The organism is Bacillus sp. PPSBB_11 (assembly GCF_038023285.1).
GTDB lineage: Bacteria > Bacillota > Bacilli > Bacillales > Bacillaceae > Bacillus > Bacillus altitudinis.
Window position 1 is genome coordinate 221,059 of record NZ_CP150633.1, and the last position, 19,666, is coordinate 240,724.

Annotated in this window: 18 protein-coding genes; 1 reads left to right on the forward strand and 17 read right to left on the reverse strand. The window is 41.8% G+C overall.

Annotated elements, in window-relative coordinates; genetic code table 11:
* Nucleotides 1-47 precede the first annotated feature (47 nt).
* From V7L95_RS01125 to V7L95_RS01205, 17 genes are all read right to left on the reverse strand, one after another.
* A complete protein-coding gene (locus V7L95_RS01125; protein WP_007501676.1) occupies nt 48-686 on the reverse strand; it encodes a TVP38/TMEM64 family protein in 639 nt (212 codons plus the stop codon).
* 32 nt (nt 687-718) lie between these two features.
* Nucleotides 719-1,648: a primosomal protein DnaI gene (gene dnaI, locus V7L95_RS01130; RefSeq protein ID WP_008346034.1), complete on the reverse strand. Its 930-nt coding sequence runs from the start codon at nt 1,646-1,648 to the stop codon at nt 719-721.
* 17 nt (nt 1,649-1,665) lie between these two features.
* Nucleotides 1,666-3,087 carry a replication initiation and membrane attachment family protein gene (locus V7L95_RS01135; protein ID WP_017367826.1) on the reverse strand — a complete coding sequence of 474 codons (1,422 nt, stop codon included), beginning with the start codon at nt 3,085-3,087 and terminating at the stop codon, nt 1,666-1,668.
* Between the two features lie 99 nt (nt 3,088-3,186).
* Nucleotides 3,187-3,645 carry a transcriptional regulator NrdR gene (gene nrdR, locus V7L95_RS01140; RefSeq protein ID WP_003216720.1) on the reverse strand — a complete coding sequence of 153 codons (459 nt, stop codon included), beginning with the start codon at nt 3,643-3,645 and terminating at the stop codon, nt 3,187-3,189.
* 4 nt (nt 3,646-3,649) lie between these two features.
* Complete coding sequence (locus V7L95_RS01145; protein ID WP_017358264.1) at nt 3,650-4,036, reverse strand: hypothetical protein; 387 nt, start codon at nt 4,034-4,036, stop codon at nt 3,650-3,652.
* 185 nt (nt 4,037-4,221) lie between these two features.
* Nucleotides 4,222-4,602, reverse strand: a complete 381-nt coding sequence (speD, locus tag V7L95_RS01150) for an adenosylmethionine decarboxylase (RefSeq protein WP_003216492.1) — start codon at nt 4,600-4,602, stop codon at nt 4,222-4,224.
* A 235-nt stretch (nt 4,603-4,837) separates the two neighbouring features.
* Nucleotides 4,838-5,860: a glyceraldehyde-3-phosphate dehydrogenase gene (locus tag V7L95_RS01155; RefSeq protein WP_008346043.1), complete on the reverse strand. Its 1,023-nt coding sequence runs from the start codon at nt 5,858-5,860 to the stop codon at nt 4,838-4,840.
* A gap of 172 nt (nt 5,861-6,032) precedes the next feature.
* Complete coding sequence (gene coaE, locus V7L95_RS01160; protein ID WP_340967818.1) at nt 6,033-6,638, reverse strand: dephospho-CoA kinase; 606 nt, start codon at nt 6,636-6,638, stop codon at nt 6,033-6,035.
* Between the two features lie 13 nt (nt 6,639-6,651).
* Complete coding sequence (gene ytaF, locus V7L95_RS01165) at nt 6,652-7,284, reverse strand: sporulation membrane protein YtaF (RefSeq protein ID WP_007501684.1); 633 nt, start codon at nt 7,282-7,284, stop codon at nt 6,652-6,654.
* A gap of 174 nt (nt 7,285-7,458) precedes the next feature.
* Complete coding sequence (gene mutM / locus V7L95_RS01170) at nt 7,459-8,292, reverse strand: DNA-formamidopyrimidine glycosylase (RefSeq protein WP_007501686.1); 834 nt, start codon at nt 8,290-8,292, stop codon at nt 7,459-7,461.
* A 31-nt stretch (nt 8,293-8,323) separates the two neighbouring features.
* Nucleotides 8,324-10,963 carry a DNA polymerase I gene (gene polA / locus V7L95_RS01175; protein WP_017358267.1) on the reverse strand — a complete coding sequence of 880 codons (2,640 nt, stop codon included), beginning with the start codon at nt 10,961-10,963 and terminating at the stop codon, nt 8,324-8,326.
* Between the two features lie 254 nt (nt 10,964-11,217).
* Complete coding sequence (locus V7L95_RS01180; protein ID WP_017358268.1) at nt 11,218-12,960, reverse strand: ATP-binding protein; 1,743 nt, start codon at nt 12,958-12,960, stop codon at nt 11,218-11,220.
* Nucleotides 12,953-13,681, reverse strand: a complete 729-nt coding sequence (locus tag V7L95_RS01185; protein WP_340967820.1) for a response regulator transcription factor — start codon at nt 13,679-13,681, stop codon at nt 12,953-12,955. Before V7L95_RS01185 ends, V7L95_RS01180 begins: the two co-directional genes overlap by 8 nt.
* A 392-nt stretch (nt 13,682-14,073) precedes the next feature.
* Entirely contained in the window at nt 14,074-15,012 is a 939-nt protein-coding gene (gene mdh / locus V7L95_RS01190) for a malate dehydrogenase (protein WP_007501693.1), read from the reverse strand.
* 34 nt (nt 15,013-15,046) lie between these two features.
* Nucleotides 15,047-16,318 carry an NADP-dependent isocitrate dehydrogenase gene (icd, locus tag V7L95_RS01195; protein ID WP_008346060.1) on the reverse strand — a complete coding sequence of 424 codons (1,272 nt, stop codon included), beginning with the start codon at nt 16,316-16,318 and terminating at the stop codon, nt 15,047-15,049.
* A gap of 146 nt (nt 16,319-16,464) precedes the next feature.
* Entirely contained in the window at nt 16,465-17,583 is a 1,119-nt protein-coding gene (gene citZ, locus V7L95_RS01200; protein ID WP_008346063.1) for a citrate synthase, read from the reverse strand.
* A 375-nt stretch (nt 17,584-17,958) separates the two neighbouring features.
* Nucleotides 17,959-18,423 (reverse strand): DUF441 domain-containing protein, encoded by a 465-nt coding sequence (locus V7L95_RS01205; RefSeq protein WP_007501699.1) that lies wholly within the window; start codon nt 18,421-18,423, stop codon nt 17,959-17,961.
* A gap of 100 nt (nt 18,424-18,523) precedes the next feature.
* On the opposite strand from V7L95_RS01205, the gene ytvI reads away from it, so the two are divergent.
* Nucleotides 18,524-19,642, forward strand: a complete 1,119-nt coding sequence (gene ytvI / locus V7L95_RS01210) for a sporulation integral membrane protein YtvI (RefSeq protein WP_008346068.1) — start codon at nt 18,524-18,526, stop codon at nt 19,640-19,642.
* Nucleotides 19,643-19,666: the final 24 nt, after the last annotated feature.

A 19,666-nucleotide genomic window follows, 5' to 3' on the forward strand; every position in this document is an offset into this window, starting at 1 on the left:
AACGACATCTGTTACATATATATGGGGGGAACATAAAAAATAGACGCCTAAAATAAATCAGGCATCTTTCTTTTTAAAATCAGTGGCACTGAGATAAAGATCAAATAAATCAAACAAACAATCGCTAAGGCGGCATAATTTCCGCTTACAAAGCTTGATCCAAGGACATTTAACGCCACAGTACCAGGTATCAATCCTAAAAAAGTCGCCGCCGCAAATGCACGATAATTCGCACGTGAAGCTGCTGCGGCATAACTGACAAAATCAAAGTGAATGGGCGCGATGCGTAATAAGAGGATATAAAGAAATCCATGCTCTTGAATACGGGACGTCACCGCTTTTAGCTTCCGATTGCTTGATTCGGTTTCCTGCTTGTTTGAACGGAAGGTTGAGGCAAGCAGGAAAGATCCTGTTGCACCTGCTGTCGCACCAGCTAAGGCATAAATGGTCCCAAGCACACTGCCGAATGCCAAACCTGCTGCTAATGAAAAGACGGTGAGAGGGACAAGCACAAATGGACGAAAAAGTGATAAGAAAAGAAAGACAAAGGGAGCTAGCATCCCAAATTGAAGAATCCAATTCTTCACATCTTTCGGCGACAGTTGAAGATGCTGTTTGTTGAGCCACCATAGCACAGCAGCTAGAACGCCAATCACGAGGAAAAGCAGCCATTTTCTTTTATTCATTTCATCCGCTCCCCTTCACGTGACCTATCTTTTTATAAATGACGGCGATTTTCCCCTTCAAGCAGAACTGGTTCAGCTAGGTAGAGAATACGTTCCATTAATCGAGCTGCCTTCACCTCTTCTTTTTCCCCGCGCTGCGAGTACGTAAAGTGATGCTTTAACTCATTCGGTGAGAAATTAGAAGAGAAAAAAGTCGGCAGCTGCTCTGCCATGCGGTATTGCAAGATTGTTCCTAAAAGTTCATCTCGTACCCAGCTTGTCATCGACTCTGCTCCAATATCATCAAGCATTAAAATCGGTGTAGACTTGACCATATTCAGCTTCTCTTCGAGTGTATGATCGGCTAACGAATTTTTTAACTCTCTCACAAATTCAGGCACGTATACAAGGAGAGATGGATACTCTTTTACCGCTAGCTGCTGCGCAATCGCTGCCAGAATAAATGTTTTTCCGACCCCAAACTTTCCATGTAAATAGAGGCCTTTCCCCTTACCTGTTTCATCATAACTTTGCAGGAATTGACCTACTTTTTGAATGACTTCTTGTCTTCCAACCACATTTAAATCAGCAAACGTCGCTTGAAGAACATTCTGCGGAATGTACATGCTTTTCATGAGTTCTTGCTGTTTTTTCTGTCTATCAAGCCGCAGTTTGACAGGACAAGGGGAATATTCAATATCAATGCTTTGACCTTTGATCACAAGCTTCGGGTGATACCCGTCTAAAATGACATTTACATTCTCTTCCTCTAAGCAGTAAGAACAGCCCTTTGATTGTTGTACATATTCAAAGAGCCTGTTCAAGCTGCGATTGATCATGTCTTCTTGGATGTCCTCTTGATGCTCCTTTAAGAAAGCTTTTACATCTTCATCAGCTAGGACACTTTCTTTAATCTGATTGTATCTCACGCGAAAATCTACCCGCCCTTTTAGCTGATCAAATGAACGACCGATCGGTTTCATCTCCATCTCACCTCACATTAATGTGCATTGTACTTTTTCATATTATTAAACTGATCTAACAATTTTTCTTTTTCTCGTTCGAGGTCCTCTGTAGACAAGTTATCTGTCTGTTCTTTTGGCTGTTCTTTCGTTTCAGCTTCTTTCATCCAGTCAGGCAGCTTCTCCTCGCGGATCACTTTTCCTGATCCATATGATTGACGCTTATTTTTTTGCTGCGCCCATTCTGTCATTTGCCTATTCTCTTCTTTGGCAATTTTCATAGCAGCTGCCACGGTTTTAATTTTCTTTCGCACCCAGTGGGCGGCAATTTTCTGCATATATGTTTTGGACAGCTTCATATCCGTTTTTAGCAGTGTATAGTAGATCAAGACATTCATGACCCCAGGCTCTAGCTGCTGCTCAAGCATAATATCTTCAACAATTCTTAAGTCTGCATACGTCGGCTCAATGCCATCTGCCATATCTTTTAGAAGCTCTCTAGGCGAAATATGATCAAGCTTTTCAATCAATTTCGCATCAGGCGCATCTGCACCTGAATTCTGCGTGACATTGTGACGTAAATGCCTTGGCTGTTTTTGATCAATCAGCTTCGGCTGTTCACCTCTGTATTCAATTTGATACCAGTCTCTCGCTGCTTTTCGCAGATCCTCAGTTGATATCATCTGATCTGAACCACAGGCACCTGCGACAATATTTTGCATTTGCAGTGGGGTGATGCCATAGACGACCGCTAACTTCTTAATTGTCTCTTTCACTTGCTTTGTCAAAGCCTTTCTCGGAATCATCATATCCGACATGCCTGCTAACAATAGATCAAAATCAAAAGATTCATCTGAAAGCGGTGCAGGCTGACTTGAGCCAACTGTCACATATTCGTAGCCCTCGTCAAGCGATGACGCCTGATTGATTTCCTCTGTCATCTTGCGCTCTCCTGGCTGCAAGACGTGAAACACTTCTTCAAACGATCGGGAGATGTTCTTTGCATCAGCAGGAACTCCTGGATAAGAAAAATAATCACGAAGCTGCATATATTTTGCTTTCTCTACCCGATGATACAAAAGGACATTCAGCATACCGTCTTGGAAAAATTCATCCGGTCTCAGCGGCGGCACGAGCTCATATGTAAACAGTCTGCCTTCTTCCGTTTCCTGTTCATATGTGCGGAGTAATCCGATCGCTTCAAGCTTTAAGCGCTCCTCAAAAATATCATTTAAATTCGTTTGCAGCATCACCATCAGCTGACGGTGAGGTGCGGGTTTCCCCCACATTCGATTTTGTTCCAGCTCTCCCCACAGCGTCATGTATAAACTGAAAGCGGACATGCCAATAAGCGGCTGATATAAAAGAGTAATAAGCTGTCTATCGATGTCACCGAGCAATGAAGCGCTTTTGACGACATACGGATCGACGGCTAGCACTTCCTTCCAATGCTCTGTCATATGCTGATCCTCCCTTAATACGGTTGTCTTCATTGTACACTCTTTTTGCGTTTTACGCTTTACGCAGGAAAAAGAGCATGAAGAATCTTCAGCTCTTTTTTAGCGTTCTTTCTTTAATAAATCTTTTAATTCATCAATAAATACATTGATATCTTTAAATTGACGGTAAACCGAGGCAAACCTGACGTAAGACACTTCATCAATTTTCGCCAGCTCGTCCATCACCATTTCCCCTACAAGCTCGCTTTTCACCTCTGACATGCCTTGGTTACGCAATTCCTTCTCGATGTTAAAGCAGACATCCTCGAGCTGTTTTAAAGCGACAGGACGTTTTTCACACGCTTTGATGAGGCCTCTCAGCATCTTTTCCCGGCTGAATTCTTCTCGAATTCCTTCTTTTTTCACCACAATCAATGGCAATTCTTCTAATTTTTCAAACGTCGTGAAGCGATATTGACAGCTTTCACACTCTCTTCTCCGACGGATGGACTTCCCTTCATCTACTGGTCTTGAATCAAGCACCCTTGTGCCAAGGTGCTGACATGTGGGACATTTCATTTCATCAGCTCCGATCTCTTCTTGGAAGTTGTTTGTCTAGTTCTTTATAGAGGGACAAAACAGCCTTTTGACTGTAGCCAAAGTCTGTTGGCAGTGCTGTTTCTGTTGTCACGTTAAAATCGACAGCTGTTTCAAAAGGACGAATTGAAATGACAGTCGCCACGAGAAAAGCTTTTTTCGGCGTTCGTATGTTTGCGCTGATTTCACCTCGTTCTGCTGAAACAGATGTCACTTGATAGGAATCGTTTCTTGAAAGAACGGCTTCTACCGCTTGAAAAACTTGAGTTTGTGTCGATTTGTAGTAATGGCTTTTCAGCTCTGACACTGGATGATGGTCAGATGTTTCTGTATGATTTGAAATGAATCGTTTGAGCTTTTGTCCTAAAGTCATACACGTATCCCCTTTGTCATAAACCCTCTTCTTTATTTTATAAAAAAAACCTTTGTTTTCCTAGAACAAAAGTATAGACAGGTTGGATCATGCTGGATGCCCGTGTATGGAACAAATATAAAAAGGAGCATAACACAAAGGCATTTAATGCTTTTGGCCAGCTCCCATTGCAATCTTTTTTATGTTTACAGTGCTTTGGCTTGCGCCTGTTTCACTTGTACAGGTCCCATGCCTCGAGGAATTTCGATGTTTTCTCTTGTTTCAGCACCTAGTTCATCTCCGATATGATCTGCTGCAATATTCGGATCTAGATCGCCGCAAGTATAAACATCTATGCTCGCATAACCATGTTCAGGAAAGCTGTGAATTGTCAGATGAGATTCAGAAATAATGACAACTCCACTTACTCCTTGAGGTGCAAATTTGTGAAAAGCAACCTCTCTTACTTCAGCTCCTGATTTCAAAGCTGCATTTACAAACGTTTTTTCAATAAAATCCATGTCGTTCAGTTTATCACAGTCGCATCCCCATAACTCGGAGATAACGTGACGTCCGATTGTTTCCATCATGGACCCCCCTTAAACAAGAATGAAAGAGTGAAGTTCTAAGCAGCCGGACCGGACATATACCACGGGGGAAAGTTAGTCCAAAGAGGTCCTAACCCTTTAAGTATACCCGAATGAGTCTGCGAACAAGAAGTTCACGAAAAATAGTATACTTTGTTTAGACCCATTTTGCAAGCTGTGTTTTTAGTGGGATTTTCTCTCATTTCTTGAAAAGGGACGTTCAGTCTTCTTCATTTCAAACAGCTGAAAGCTCTTTCATCTGTGAACCAACAAACTTTACAAGATCAACCACTCTGCAAGAATAGCCCCATTCATTGTCATACCATGCAAGAACTTTTACTTTTCTGCCTTCCATCACCATCGTTGTGAGTCCATCAACGACAGCAGAATAAGGGTTTGTGTTAAAGTCTGTGGAGACAAGTGGTTCATCGGTGTAATCTAATATGCCAGCAAGAGATGTTTTTGAAGCCGTTGCAAAGGCAGCATTGACCTCTTCTGCCGTGACATCTTTTTTCAAGTCGACCACAAGATCAACCATCGACACATTTGAAACCGGTACGCGAAGTGCAAGTCCATGTAATTTCCCTTTCATGTGCGGCAGTACTAAAGAAAGCGCTTTAGCGGCACCCGTCGTCGTTGGAATGATGGACTGGGCACATGCTCTTGCCCGGCGCAAATCCTTGTGGGGGTTGTCGATATTTTTTTGATCATTTGTATAAGCATGAACCGTTGTCATTAAGCCGTTGTCGATGCCAAATTCATCATCTAACAATTTGACAACTGGCGCTAAACAGTTTGTTGTACAAGATGCGTTTGAAATAACGACGTGCTTTTCAGGATCAAGATCATCCTCATTGACACCCATTACAATTGTAACGTCTTCATTTTTACCTGGAGCTGTAAGTACGACCTTTTTCGCTCCGGCATCTATATGGCCCATCGCTTGATCTTTTGAATTAAATTTCCCTGTTGCTTCGATCACGATATCAATCCCAAGCTCTCCCCATGGAAGCTGCTTTGGGTCTCTATTATTGAGCAAAAGCACTCTTTTGCCATTGACAATCAACGCGTCATCTTCTGCTGTCACATCGCATTCGTAACGTCCATGATTTGTGTCATATTTAATTAAATGTGCTAGCGTTTCGGCAGGATAGCTTGCGTTCACCGCTACAATTTGAATTTGATCATCAAGCATTGCTTTTCTGAAGACCATGCGTCCAATTCTGCCAAACCCATTGATCGCTGCTTTTACCTTCATGAACAGGTCACTCCTCTATTATGTGTTATACTCAATAAATTTATTTATGAAATTAGTATATCACATTAGAATGTAATTGCCAGTATATAAACGTATATTTTCAAAAAAGGGCTGTTCTTTGCAATGAAATTGACGAAAAAAGCATAAAAAAAGAAGAGTACTGTATGTACTCTTACTTATCTGTATGTTCCCATTCGTTTAATATGTTCTCTAATTGCTTTCTAATAAAAGCAAGATCTTTTGTGTTTTCTATCACACGGTCTGCTTTTTGGCATTTTTCCTCAAGAGACTGCTGGGATTGAATGCGATTCAGTGCTTCTTCCTCGCTCAGGTCGTTTCGATTCATGAGCCGCGACAGCTGCAATTCAGGCGTCGTGTACACAACGATGATGCGGTCGACTAGCCCTTCCAGCTTGCTCTCGAATAGGAGCGGGATATCAAGCACAACAAATGTTTCATTGTTGCTCACCCCTTCATCACGCTGCTCAAGCATTTCCTTTCTGACTTCAGGATGAACGATGGCATTGAGCTGTTTTCTTTTCTCTTCATCAGAAAAAATGATCGTTCCAAGCTGCTGCCGGTTCAGTTCACCATTTGGCAGAAGAACCTCTTCACCAAAAGTTTGAACGATTTGATGAAGGGCAGCCGATCCTTTAGAAACCGCTTCTTTTGCAATGATATCAGCATCCACCACCCGAATGCCTTTTTCTTTTATCATCTGCGAGACTGTGCTTTTTCCGCTAGCAATCCCGCCTGTTAATCCAATGACGAGCGTCAATTCGTTTCCTCCTTTACAGCTTCCACACCCCAATTAAAATGAGCAACAGCCCTGGTAAGCATGCGAGTTTATCGATCCAGCGCCAATTGGCCAAATAATGACCCGCACGCAGTCCGATGCATACAAAAAGAGAACTCATCACAGCGACCGTGATGCTCATGACAATTGGAGAAAAACCAAGAATCGCTGCACCAATCCCTGCACCAAATGCATCGATGGATAAAGCAATTCCAAGAAGCACCGCTTCCATTCCATTAATGGTGCCAGAGCGGTCAATATCTGCACTTGTAGGCTTTCGCAAAATATGAATGACAAGCCCAAGAGACTGCACTTCTACATTGAGAAGTGTTTTTTCATGAAGGAGCAAATCACGCTCTTTCGCTGGTTTATAAAATTGATACAGAACCCAAAGTCCGATGGCAATTAAAATGCCTCCACCCAGTTTATCTGTCACTGAGACAGGGAGGAATGTCGTGAGCAGGCTGCCAATCAGCATGGAAATGAGCAACACAATTCCTGAACAGCAAGCAATAATAACGATGGCTTTAAATGGAATTCTCATCTTGCGAAGACCATACGTAAAACCTACAGAAAAGCTGTCAATGCTGACGGCAATAGCTAAAAACAGAAGCGAAAACGAAATCATACCTGTACTCTTCCTTTCTGTTCATGCAACGATGATCAAGAGTCTCTAGGCGTCCTTAGACTCTTCTTCACTATATGAAGAGCAGGTGGGCTGTGTGTCAGTCTACACCTTGCTGAAAAAAGAATGTTTTTTATCGTATGCATGGCAAAAAGGAAGCATGCTGACGGCTTACCTTTATGAAGGGCGTTTTTGGCAGGTCACACAAAAATGAGTGCCGCGCCCTCCAACCACTGTTTTTTCTATGATACTGCCGCACGTCTGGCAAGGTTCTCCCCGCCGGTCATATACAAGAAGCTGTAATTGAAAAGTCCCAATATCACCTTGTGAATTGATGTAGGAACGAATCGTGCTACCTCCTGCATCAACAGCCACTTGAAGCGTATCAATAATATGTTTGTGGAGCACCTTACAAGATGCAAGACTTAGCTGATTCGCTTTTGTTTCTGGATGAATGCCTGATTTAAACAGCACTTCATCTACATAAATATTACCAAGGCCAACCACAATCTTTTGATCAAGTAAAGCCGTTTTGACCACGCGGGAGGTTTTCTTTAATTGCTCCCATAAATAGTCTGGTGTAAATGAGTCTGAAAAAGGTTCATATCCCAGCTGTGATAGCGGAAGTTCTTTTTCTTCTTCGCCTGGCTGAAATAGATGCATCGTCCCAAATTTACGGACATCATGGTACCGAAGTTCGGTACCATCTGTGAACGTAAAGACGACGTGTACATGTTTATCATAAGGCTCACCAGTTTCATGTACACGGTATTTCCCTTCCATTCTTAAATGGGAGACCATCACATAGTGGTCTAAATGAAAGAGTAGAAACTTCCCTCTTCTTTCAATGGTTTGAATGGTTTCTCCTACCATCCTTCTAGCGAACTCTTCCGGTTCCCCAGGACGTTTGATGATATTTGGCCATTTGATATCGACCGTTTCAATCGTTTTTCCTTTGACTAACCGCTGAAGAGTGCGCCGGACGGTCTCAACCTCTGGTAATTCCGGCATGCTCCTCGCTCCTTTTTTCTCTCTTTATTCTTTATTTTGCGTCGTACCAAGATGGACCTGAAGCGAAATCGACTTTTAGCGGCACATCGAGCTGAAGTGCGCTTTCCATGACTTCAGGGACGATTTTTTCTAATATGGCGATTTCTTCTTTTGGCGCTTCAAAGATCAGTTCATCGTGCACTTGCAATAACAGATTTGCCTGCAGATTCTCTTCTTTTAACTTTCGTGCCATATCAATCATCGCTTTTTTGATGATATCGGCGGCACTGCCTTGGATCGGTGTGTTCATTGCCGTTCTTTCCGCAAAGCTTTTCACATTAAAATTACGGCTTGTGATATCTGGAATATATCGTCTACGTTTAAGAAGCGTGGTCACATACCCTTTTTGTTTTGCTTCCTGCACGATGTCTTCCATATAAGTTTTCACGCCTTTAAAGCTTGTTAAATAACGTTCAATGAAGGCCGCTGCTTCTTTTCTTGTAATCCCAAGGTTTTGAGACAGTCCATAATCACTAATTCCATACACGATTCCGAAGTTGACAGCTTTGGCCTGTCTTCTCATAGAGGAAGTCACTTCTTCTTCTGAGACATGGAACACATCCATTGCTGTTTTCGTGTGAATATCCATATCTTGCGTAAAGGCTTCAATCAAGTTCTCATCTTGAGAAATGTGCGCGAGTACACGCAGCTCAATTTGAGAATAGTCAGCTGCAAACATGAGCCAGCCTTCTTTTGACGGAACGAACGCTTGACGAATTTTTCGGCCTTCTTCTAAACGAATCGGGATGTTTTGAAGGTTTGGGTCTGTTGAGCTTAGTCTTCCTGTTTGTGTAAGTGCCTGATTAAATCTTGTGTGCACTTTATGCGTATCTTTGCGCGTCACTTTCATTAAGCCTTCCACATAAGTAGATTGCAGCTTTCCTATTTGACGGTAATGCAGAATGGACCGAATAATTTCGTGCTTGTCTTCAAGCTTTTCAAGGACATCCGCAGACGTAGAGTAGCCTGTTTTGGTTTTTTTGATAACAGGCAGTCCTAATTTTTCAAATAAAATCACACCAAGTTGCTTCGGTGAATTGATGTTAAATGTTTCTCCTGCTAACCGATGAATGGTTTCTTCATATTCCTTCAGCTTCTTCGTGAGTTCTTCACCCATTTTCTGAAGACGTTCAACATCCACTTTTACCCCAAGAGATTCCATTTCACCTAAGATGAGGGCAAGTGGCAACTCTAAATCTTCATACAGCTCATGCTGGTCATTCTTTTCTAACGCTTCAAGGGTCAAATCATGCAGCGCTGAGATCGCTGCTGCTTTTCTTCCAAGATGGTCTTTTAGCTCTTCTTCAGGTGGAATTGCCTGTTTCGCTCCTTTTCCGTATACTTTTTCATCGGAAAGGGCTATGTTCAGGCCATATTCCTTCGCCACACTTGCAACGTCCTCATAGGATTTCTGCGGATTGACCACATAGGAAGCGAGCAGGACATCGTTATCGACACCTTTAAGATCGACATCATGCCATCTGAGGGCAACAACCGCTCTTTTGGAATCAAAGACCCATTTCTTCTTCGTTTCATCCTGTACCCATTGTTTAAACGCTTCAGATTGCAGAGCATCTTCTTTTGTCATAAAAAATGCACCGTTCTCATTATGGATCGCAAACCCTATCAAATCGGCTTCGTGATAATTGTCTCCTAGCTGTTCTACCACAAGTGCAGCGTGATCTGTCAGCATGTCCTCCGTGACATCTGTCATTTTCTTCACGTCTAGTTCGTCTATTTCTACTGGTTCATCTGATTCTGGCGCTTCTCCTAAACGCTCTAGCAGTGTTTGAAAGCCCAGTTCTTTATAAAGCGAGATGACCTGCTCCATGTGAGGACCTTCATAGGCGAGCTCTTTGCTTGATACATCTATTGGTGCTTCTACGAGAATCGTCGCCAGCTTTTTACTCATCACCGCTTGTTCTTTATATTCTTCAAGCTTTTCTTTTAGCTTTTTCCCGCTGACTTCGTCAATATGATCAAGCAGATTTTCAACCGTTTCAAACTGCTTTAGTAATTTGATCGCTGTTTTTTCACCGACACCAGGCACGCCCGGGATATTGTCTGATGAGTCTCCCATCAGCCCTTTCATGTCGATGATTTGATCTGGCCTGAGTCCGTATTTCTCTTCAATATGTGCCGGTGTGTAATATTCTACTTCTGTGATCCCTTTTTTCGTAATGGCTACTGTTGTATGGTCTGTTGAAAGCTGCGTTAAGTCTTTATCTCCTGAGAAGATTTTGACCTCAAAGCCGTCCTTTTCTGCCTCTACAGCCAGTGTGCCGATAATGTCATCTGCCTCGTATTGCGGAAGCTCGTACCTTTTCACTTGATAAGCATCTAATAGCTCACGGATGAACGGCATTTGTTCTGATAGTTCTGGCGGAGTTTTTTGTCTTCCGCCTTTATATTCCTTAAAGGTCTCGTGACGGAAGGTGGTTTTACCCGCATCAAATGCTACGAGCATATGAGTCGGCTTCTCGTCTTCCAGCATCTTCATTAAGATCATCGCAAAGCCATAAATGGCATTTGTATGTACGCCTTTATCATTTGATAATAGCGGTAAAGCAAAAAAAGCTCGATAAGCGAGACTGTTTCCATCCACAAGTACTAATTTCTTTTGATCTGTCATCTTTTAATCCTCCATCGACTGAGCCGGCTCAGCCGTCTCTTTCGCACATTGTATGTTCATTTTATCAAAGTTTATTTTGAAAAGAAAATAGACGAGCCTGCATAAAAAAGGGACGAAAACAACAAGTGTTTTCGTCCTTCCAAAATTGGCTCCTTGGATGAAGGGGTTCCTATTCATCCTACCAATGATTGATTAACAAAACATGAATTCATTGTAAAGATCATGTAAATTTTAACGCCACTTTCCATTCTTCTCTATTTTGACTTTAAACTCACGGTAAACGTCGTTCCTTTGCCTTGTTTGCTATGAACAGAAATCGTTCCTTCATGTGCTTCGACAAGGTGTTTGACAATGGCAAGACCAAGCCCTGTACCGCCTGAGTTTCTACTTCTATCTTTATCAATTCGATAAAATCTCTCGAATATTCTTGGAATCTCACTCTTTTTCATACCGATCCCTGTATCTGCTACATCAAATTCATAGCTGTCTTTCCTCTGTCTTGCTGTGATCGTGACACTTCCTCCCTCTGGTGTATAGGTGAGGGCATTATTGATCAGGTTGAGGAAAATTTGTTTTAATCTCAGCGGATCTGCCATGACATAGACCGGCTCTTTCGGGACACGCACTTGTAGGTCAATGCCTTTTTCAGCAGCCTTTTGTTTTAGCAGCACTTCAATCTCTTGAATGATTTCTGTCGCATTGGCTTCTTGAATATTCAGCTTAAAATGCTGCTGTTCAATTTTCGAGAGATCAAGTAAGTCTTGGATGAGCGTTTCTAAACGAATACTCTCTTTTAGGATGATGGACAAAAATTGTGTCAGCGCTTCTTTGTCGTCAATAGCACCATCCAGAAGTGTTTCAGAAAAGCCTTTAATGGACGTGATCGGTGTCTTTAATTCGTGTGACACGTTAGCGACAAAGTCTTTTCGCATCTGTTCTAGCTGCTTTGTTTCTGTCACATCATGAAAGACAAGAACAATCCCTTTCCATTCATCGTCTGTACTTAAGATCGGGACACCATCGACTTGGAAATAACGCCGCTCGATGTCAACAGCGAGACGTAAGAACTTTCGGACCTTGGTTTCTGTCATGAAAATTTCGTCTATTAATTCAATAATCTCTTCATGGGTAAAGGCTTCATGATACAGCTTGTGCATGTAAATGTGTTTTTGCACTTTGAATTGCTTGCGGAATGTTCGATTGACTAAGTGGATATAGCCCATTTTATCAATCAAAATAATCCCCGCTCCAATGTTTTCAATGACTGTTTGCAGACGATCTCGCTGCATTTCGCCAGCGCTTGTCATGTCTTGAAGACTTTCTGCCAGACGCTTCATTGATGTATTGAGTTCACTTGTTTCAATGATCAGCTCTTCATAGTTATTTGTATCATAGTTCCCTCGTTCAAGCTGTTTGGCCACCTTTGTGGCATAATCAATCGGCTTTACATACTTCATCGACATGCGATAGCCAAAAAAGACGATGATAATGATGGCTGAACCAAGACAAAAGGCTAATGCAAGCCAGAGCTGACCATCAATCTCATTCAAAGGCTGGAATGAAGCATGAAGAAATAAATATCCCGCCGGTTCGTTTTGTTTCATCATTGGAACTGCATAATGAAACAGCGCATCCTTCTCATCCTCAATGAACGTTCCTTTTGTTTGGAGCTGCTCACTTTTCAGTGTGTTTAAAATGACAGCCCTTTGTTCTGCTTGACCCGTTGTATGTATGATATTCCCCTTCACGTCCACAATCGACGCATTCATATCGAGATGCTGCTTTGCTTGATTGAGAATCTTCTTGTTTTGCTCCGCATTCAAATCTTCCACATTCATTGAAGAAAGGAGAAAACTCGATTCCTTTTCCATTCGTTCGGTTAATTTTGTTTCATAGAAAATATGAAACATATGATCCAAGAAAAGACCAAGCGCAACAAACACAATAAACAGGAGAAAAATGAGCCCAGAAAAAAGGCGGGTTCTCACTTTACTCATTTGGCTTTGGCTCCTCCAATTTGTAGCCTAAGCCTCGAATGGTTTTAATATATGTTGGTTTTTTCGTGTTCTTTTCAATTTTGTCCCGCAAGTGGCTGATATGCACATCCACAATACGAGTATCACCTGCAAAGTCATAATTCCAAACCGCACTTAACAATAGATCACGCGTAAGGACACGGCCTTTATGCTTAGCCAAATAAAGAAGCAGTTCAAATTCCTTTGGCGTGAGCTCTAGACGTTCTTCTTGGAAATAGACTTCGTAATGTTCAGGTAAAATGCGCAGCTCTCCAATTTTGATTTGGTCTGCAATGATCTCTTCCTTCTCTTCTTGCACGGGAGCCGGCTGAGATTGCTGTGCTCTTCTCAAAATGGCTTTTACCCGAGCACCCACTTCTCTAGGACTGAAAGGTTTTGTCATGTAATCATCGGCTCCAAGTTCAAGACCGAGCACCTTATCAAATTCATCGTCCTTTGCTGTCAGCATTAAAATAGGGAACATCATTTTTTGAATTCTCAGTTGTTTGCACACTTCAATGCCGTCCATTTTCGGAAGCATTAAATCAAGCACAATCAGATCAGGCTGTTCACTTGCTGCTTTTTCAAGCGCTTCTTCTCCGTCTCTTGCTGTGACGACATCGTAGCCCGCCCTTTCAAGGTTATAGCTTAGAAGTGTTACAATTGATTCTTCATCATCCACAACTAATATTTTTTTATTCATGTTGTGCCTCCAATTAGTGATTTCCCCTGCATCCGTTTTTTTGTATCTTATGTGAAAAGCGAGAAGTCATGCTTTCTCTTTCATTTTAACGAAAGCTTAACAAGAGAACAATTTAAAATTTCGACAAGATTGGCTTTGTAAACAAAAAGAAGACTCCTCATACGAGAAGCCTTCTCAGCGTGTAGACAAACCCTCGCATTCGGTGTCAGTCCTGCGCGCTGGTGCTCACGAATGTCAAATTCGCTCCGCGCCAGTACTCGCCCTTCCTAGACTGCAAAGGTTTTCTATCACGCTGAAAAGAAGACAAAGGGCTAAAATAAACAACATTTTAGCCCTTTGTCAACAATCTGAAAGAAGACTTCTCTTACGAGAAGCCTTCTTTTTTATTCATATTAAGACAATACTTTCATGACGTTCTTTACAGATTCAACAGAACGGTCAAGCTGACTTCTTTCTTCTTCTGTCAGCTCAAGCTCGATGATCTGCTCAAGGCCGTTTCCACCTACGATTGTTGGAACTCCAAGGTAAATGCCTTCGTAGCCATATTCACCTTCAAGGTATGCAATCGTCGGCATGACGCGGCGTTGATCTTTTAAGATCGCCTCAACCATTTCAACGAGTGAAGCAGCAGGTGCATAATACGCACTACCGTTACCTAATAGGTTGACGATTTCACCGCCGCCTTTTCTTGTTCTTTCAACAATTGCATCAATTCGCTCTTTAGGAATTAATGTTTCCAGCGGGATACCGCCTGCGTAAGAGTAACGTACGAGAGGAACCATGTCGTCCCCATGTCCGCCAAGAACAAAGCCCGTCACATCTTTCACAGATAGGTTTAATTCCTGAGCAACGAACGTACGGAAACGTGCTGTATCAAGAATTCCTGATTGTCCGATGACTTTTTCTTTTGGTAATCCTGATTCTTTATAAACTGCATATGTCATTGCATCAACAGGGTTTGTTAACACAACAATGATCGCTTCTGGAGAATATTTAACGATTTCACGTGTCACACTGCGCATGATTTTTTCATTTGTTGACACGAGGTCGTCACGGCTCATTCCCGGCTTTCTTGCAATTCCTGCCGTAATGACCACGACATCAGAACCGGCTGTATCTTCGTAGTTAGAAGTTCCTGTAATATTCGCATCGAAGCCTTGAACAGGGCTTGCTTCCAGCATGTCAAGTGCTTTCCCTTTTGTCGGGTTCTCAAGCTGAGGGATATCCACTAATACGACATCCGCTAATTCTTTTTGAGCTGTTAGAAATGCTGTAGTTGCTCCAGTAAAGCCTGCTCCGATGACAGATACTTTTTTACGCTTGTTTGCCATTTCCTTTTTCCCCTTTAACTTTAAAGTTTAAGAATCAAGACAAGTTTTTGATGAGCTCGTCAGCAAACTCAGAACATTTCACTTCTGTTGCACCGTCCATTAATCTAGCAAAATCGTACGTGACGACTTTAGATGCAATTGTTTTTTCAACAGATTGAATCACTAGATCAGCAGCTTCTTGCCATCCAAGGTGCTCAAGTAAAAGCACGCCTGATAGAAGAACAGAAGATGGATTCACTTTATCAAGACCAGCATATTTCGGTGCTGTTCCGTGAGTCGCTTCAAAAATAGCGTGTCCTGTTTCGTAGTTGATGTTTGCACCAGGTGCGATACCAATTCCACCAACTTGTGCTGCAAGTGCATCAGAGATGTAGTCTCCGTTTAAGTTCATTGTTGCGACAACATCGAACTCAGCTGGACGAGTTAAAATTTGTTGAAGGAAAATATCTGCAATGCTGTCTTTGACAATGATTTTGCCAGCAGCTTCTGCTTCACTTTGCGCTTTGTTTGCCGCATCTTTTCCATCTTGTTCTACAATACGATCATATTGTGCCCATGTAAAGACTTTGTCGCCAAACTCTTTTTCAGCCACTTCGTAGCCCCAGTTTTTGAAGGCTCCTTCTGTAAATTTCATGATGTTTCCTTTGTGAACAAGTGTCACAGATTTACGGCCTTGGTCAATCGCATATTGGATCGCTGCTCTGACAAGACGAGATGTTCCTTCTTCAGAAACTGGTTTGATTCCGATACCTGATGTTTCTGGGAAACGGATTTTATTCACACCTAATTCGTTTTTCAAGAAGTCGATTAACTTCTTCACTTCGTCTGATCCTTTTGCATACTCGATTCCTGCATAGATATCTTCAGTGTTTTCACGGAAGATGACCATGTCTGTGTCTTCTGGACGTTTCACAGGAGATGGTACGCCTTGGAACCAGCGAACTGGACGTAAGCATGTGAATAAATCAAGCTCTTGTCTTAGTGCCACGTTCAATGAACGAATTCCTCCGCCAATTGGTGTTGTCAGTGGTCCTTTGATCGCGATTAAATATTCACGAATGTCTTCAAGTGTTTGCTCTGGAAGCCACTCGCCCGTTTTATTATAAGCTTTTTCACCTGCATATACTTCTTTCCAAGTGATTTGCTTTTCACCTTTATATGCTTTTTCTACAGCTGCTTCAAGAACTCTTGATGCTGCTTTCCAAATGTCAGGACCGATTCCGTCCCCTTCGATAAACGGGATAATTGGATTATTTGGTACATTCAATACGCCGCCAGTAACTGTAATTTTTTCGCCTTGTGACAATGATATTACCTCCCAGGTTATGTAGTGAATATTTGAAACTTCCAAGCTTGATGTCTGCAAGCCAAGAAGTTTTTCACGTGATTCGTTTTTTGTTGATATGGAGGCTGATTGGTTTAGATGGATCAGCCTCCACTATTCTATAAACATTAGTCTCTTTCACTGATCGGAACAAACGTTTGAAGGTCTGGTCCAATATAGTCAGCTCTTGGACGGATCAGACGGTTGTTATCATATTGCTCTAAAATGTGAGCAATCCATCCAGAGAATCGGCTGATCACGAAAATTGGTGTAAACAAGTCATGATCAATCCCAAGACTGTGATAGACAGAAGCAGAATAAAAATCAACATTTGGTGGAAGATTTTTCTCTGATGTCACGATTTCCTCTGCGCGTACAGACATTTCATACCATTTTGGCTCGCCTGTGAGATTTGTTAAGCGCTGGCTCATTTCTTTTAAATGTTTTGCACGCGGGTCACCTTGGCGGTAAACGCGGTGGCCAAAGCCCATAATTTTCTCTTTCTTCTCTAGCTTACCATGAATATAGGAATCTACGTTTTCAACTTCGCCAATTTCTGACAACATCTTCATTACGCCTTCATTTGCGCCGCCATGAAGTGGTCCTTTCAATGCGCCGATAGCTGCTGTTACACCAGAGTAGATATCTGATAGTGTAGCAACACATACACGTGCTGTAAATGTCGATGCGTTTAATTCGTGATCCGCATGTAGAATGAGCGCTTTATCAATCGCTTCAATTTCTACTGGTGAAGGCTCTTCGCCGTTTAGCATATATAAGAAGTTTGCAGCATAGCTGTATTCTTCTTTTGGCTGTACAGGCTCAAGTCCCTTTCGAATGCGTGAAAATGCAGCGACAAGTCCAGAAATTTTCGCTTGTAAGCGAATGGCTTTTCTGTAATTCGCTTCTTTGTCCATAATCTCTGATTCGTCATCAAGCAAACCTAATAAGGATACCGCTGTACGAATCGCAGACATTGGATGAACCCCATCCAGCGAATAAGATTTAAAGTGCTCAATGATCTCTTGCGGAATATGAGCATTTTCATTGAGCTGCTGCTTTAACTCGCTTAGCTCCTGCTCATTCGGCAGCTTTAAGTGCCATAACAGGTAGACAATTTCTTCGAAAGTCGCTTTTTCAGTTAAATCATCGATATTGTACCCTACATAAGTAAGAGTATCATCAATAATTGAGCTTACGGATGAAGTTGTTGCCACGATACCTTCAAGACCTCTTGTTGCTGTCATGTTCAATCTCCCCTTTTTAAAAAGATTCCCCTTCGTTGCAAAATTCTCGCTTTTTGAAAGCGCTATCCAACCAAAATAGGCTGGCAGGTTTAGAAAAGAAAATGCTTACATTTACCTATACGGTTAGAGCGCTTTTAGCCTCATATCTCGTGTTTGATCAATGAGTTCAAAATTAAGCCTATTCCCATTATAAACAATAATCAGACATTTGTTAAATGTTTAACTATAATTTTTTTTGATATTTTTTTTTCCAGCCTTCCGGTTCGGGCATGGAATAAAGGGATTTTGCTTCTTTTAATATATTTAATTATGTTTTTTTGCAAAAGCTCACGTCAGAAAAAATATCAAAAGAAAGTGGCATGAGCCACTCTCTTTTTAACCGCTGAAAAATTTCACTGCTTGCATCGCTAAATAGGCAATTCCAGCACCAATCAGCGGACCAACAGCCACACCTTTGAATAAGCTGACTGCCAAAATCGTACCGAATACAAGTGCTGCGGTGATATGCGGATCGTTTTCGAGTAGCACAATGCCGTTTTTTGCAATTAATGCTACTAATATACCCGCTCCAAGAGCTATCCAAGCATAGGAAGATTTCATCGCTTCTCCAAGCTGTTTAAATCCAATGTCCCCTGTTGCGATCGGTACAAGCACAGCGATCGTGATGACCGTCACACCCCAATTAATACCTTTTGATTGCAGAACCGGGAATATTTTTTGATCCAGGCCAATCAGCTTAATTGCAATCAGCACAGAGACCGCTAAAATTAACGAATTGTTTTTTGCAATAAGTGCAATAACGAGTAAAAGAACCAAAAACAAATTTGCTTGAGTAAACATACGCCGCTCCTTTCTTTCTTTTTATTGCGACCTTTTCATATTACTAATCTTTTTGAATAAAATGAAGTATCGGACATGCTTGTTTTTTGGAGGGGATTGTGTGAATCACACGTATGTGGCCATTTTTTTGCGAAGTTTGATGATTTTCAGCATCGCCGTTTGTGCGGTTGTTTTTTTATATCAGTCTTTTCCGTTTTTATATCCATTTTGGATTGCATTTGCCGTGTCGTGTTTGATTCATCCAGCCGTATGCAAAATCGAAAACATGACCGGGATGCCAAGAGGTTTTGTTGTTATCATTGTGTTATTACTCTTTTTAGTGGTAGCAGCTGGATTCATGACACTTTTAGTGGCGGAAATCATTTCAGGAAGTGCTTATTTAGCAAAGGTACTGCCAGGTCATCTTGATCAAATGATTGGGATTGTGGAACGTTTTTTCACAGATCAGATTTTGCCTTTATATCATGATTTGACTGCTCAATTTAATACACTTCAAGCAGGTCAAAAGGAATCGATTTTAGGACAAATCCAAGCACTTGGTGACGAAGCAGCGGCAAAAATCGGGACTTTCCTTTCAAAAACTCTTGAATTCATTCCAGCTTTTTTAGGTCTTTTGCCTGATGCAGCAGCGACGCTTTTATTTTCCGCACTAGCGACTTTTTTTATCACAAAAGATTGGTTTACGTTAAAAAAATATGGTTCTCGTATCTTTCCCGCCAAATGGATGCTTCATACACGTGCCATTTTATCTGAAATCAAAAAAGCCATTTCTGGCTTTATGAAAGCCCAGCTTCTCCTTGTTGCCATGACCATTGGTATCGTGCTGATTGGACTTTTCATCTTAAAGGTCGAGCATGCGATTGTGATCGCTCTATGTATTGGTCTAGTTGATTTACTTCCTTACATCGGGAGTGGCACGGTTTTTCTTCCGTGGATCATTTACTCCGCCATGACAGGAAATCTTTCACTCGCCATTGGACTGGGCATTTTGTATATTGTGGTGCTCATTCAAAGACAAATATCAGAGCCAAAAGTCTTAAGTAAATCAATCGGTCTTAATCCTTTAGCAACACTCGTGGCACTGTTTGTCGGGTTAAAATGCTTTGGTTTTCTTGGACTTGCACTCGGTCCCGCTTCTCTTGTCGTTTGGCAGGCGTTTCGTAATGCAGGGGTTTTCAGAGACCTTTATCAGTACATTCGGTATGGTGCGCAAAAGTAAAAGAGACCTGATGCGAAGGTCTCT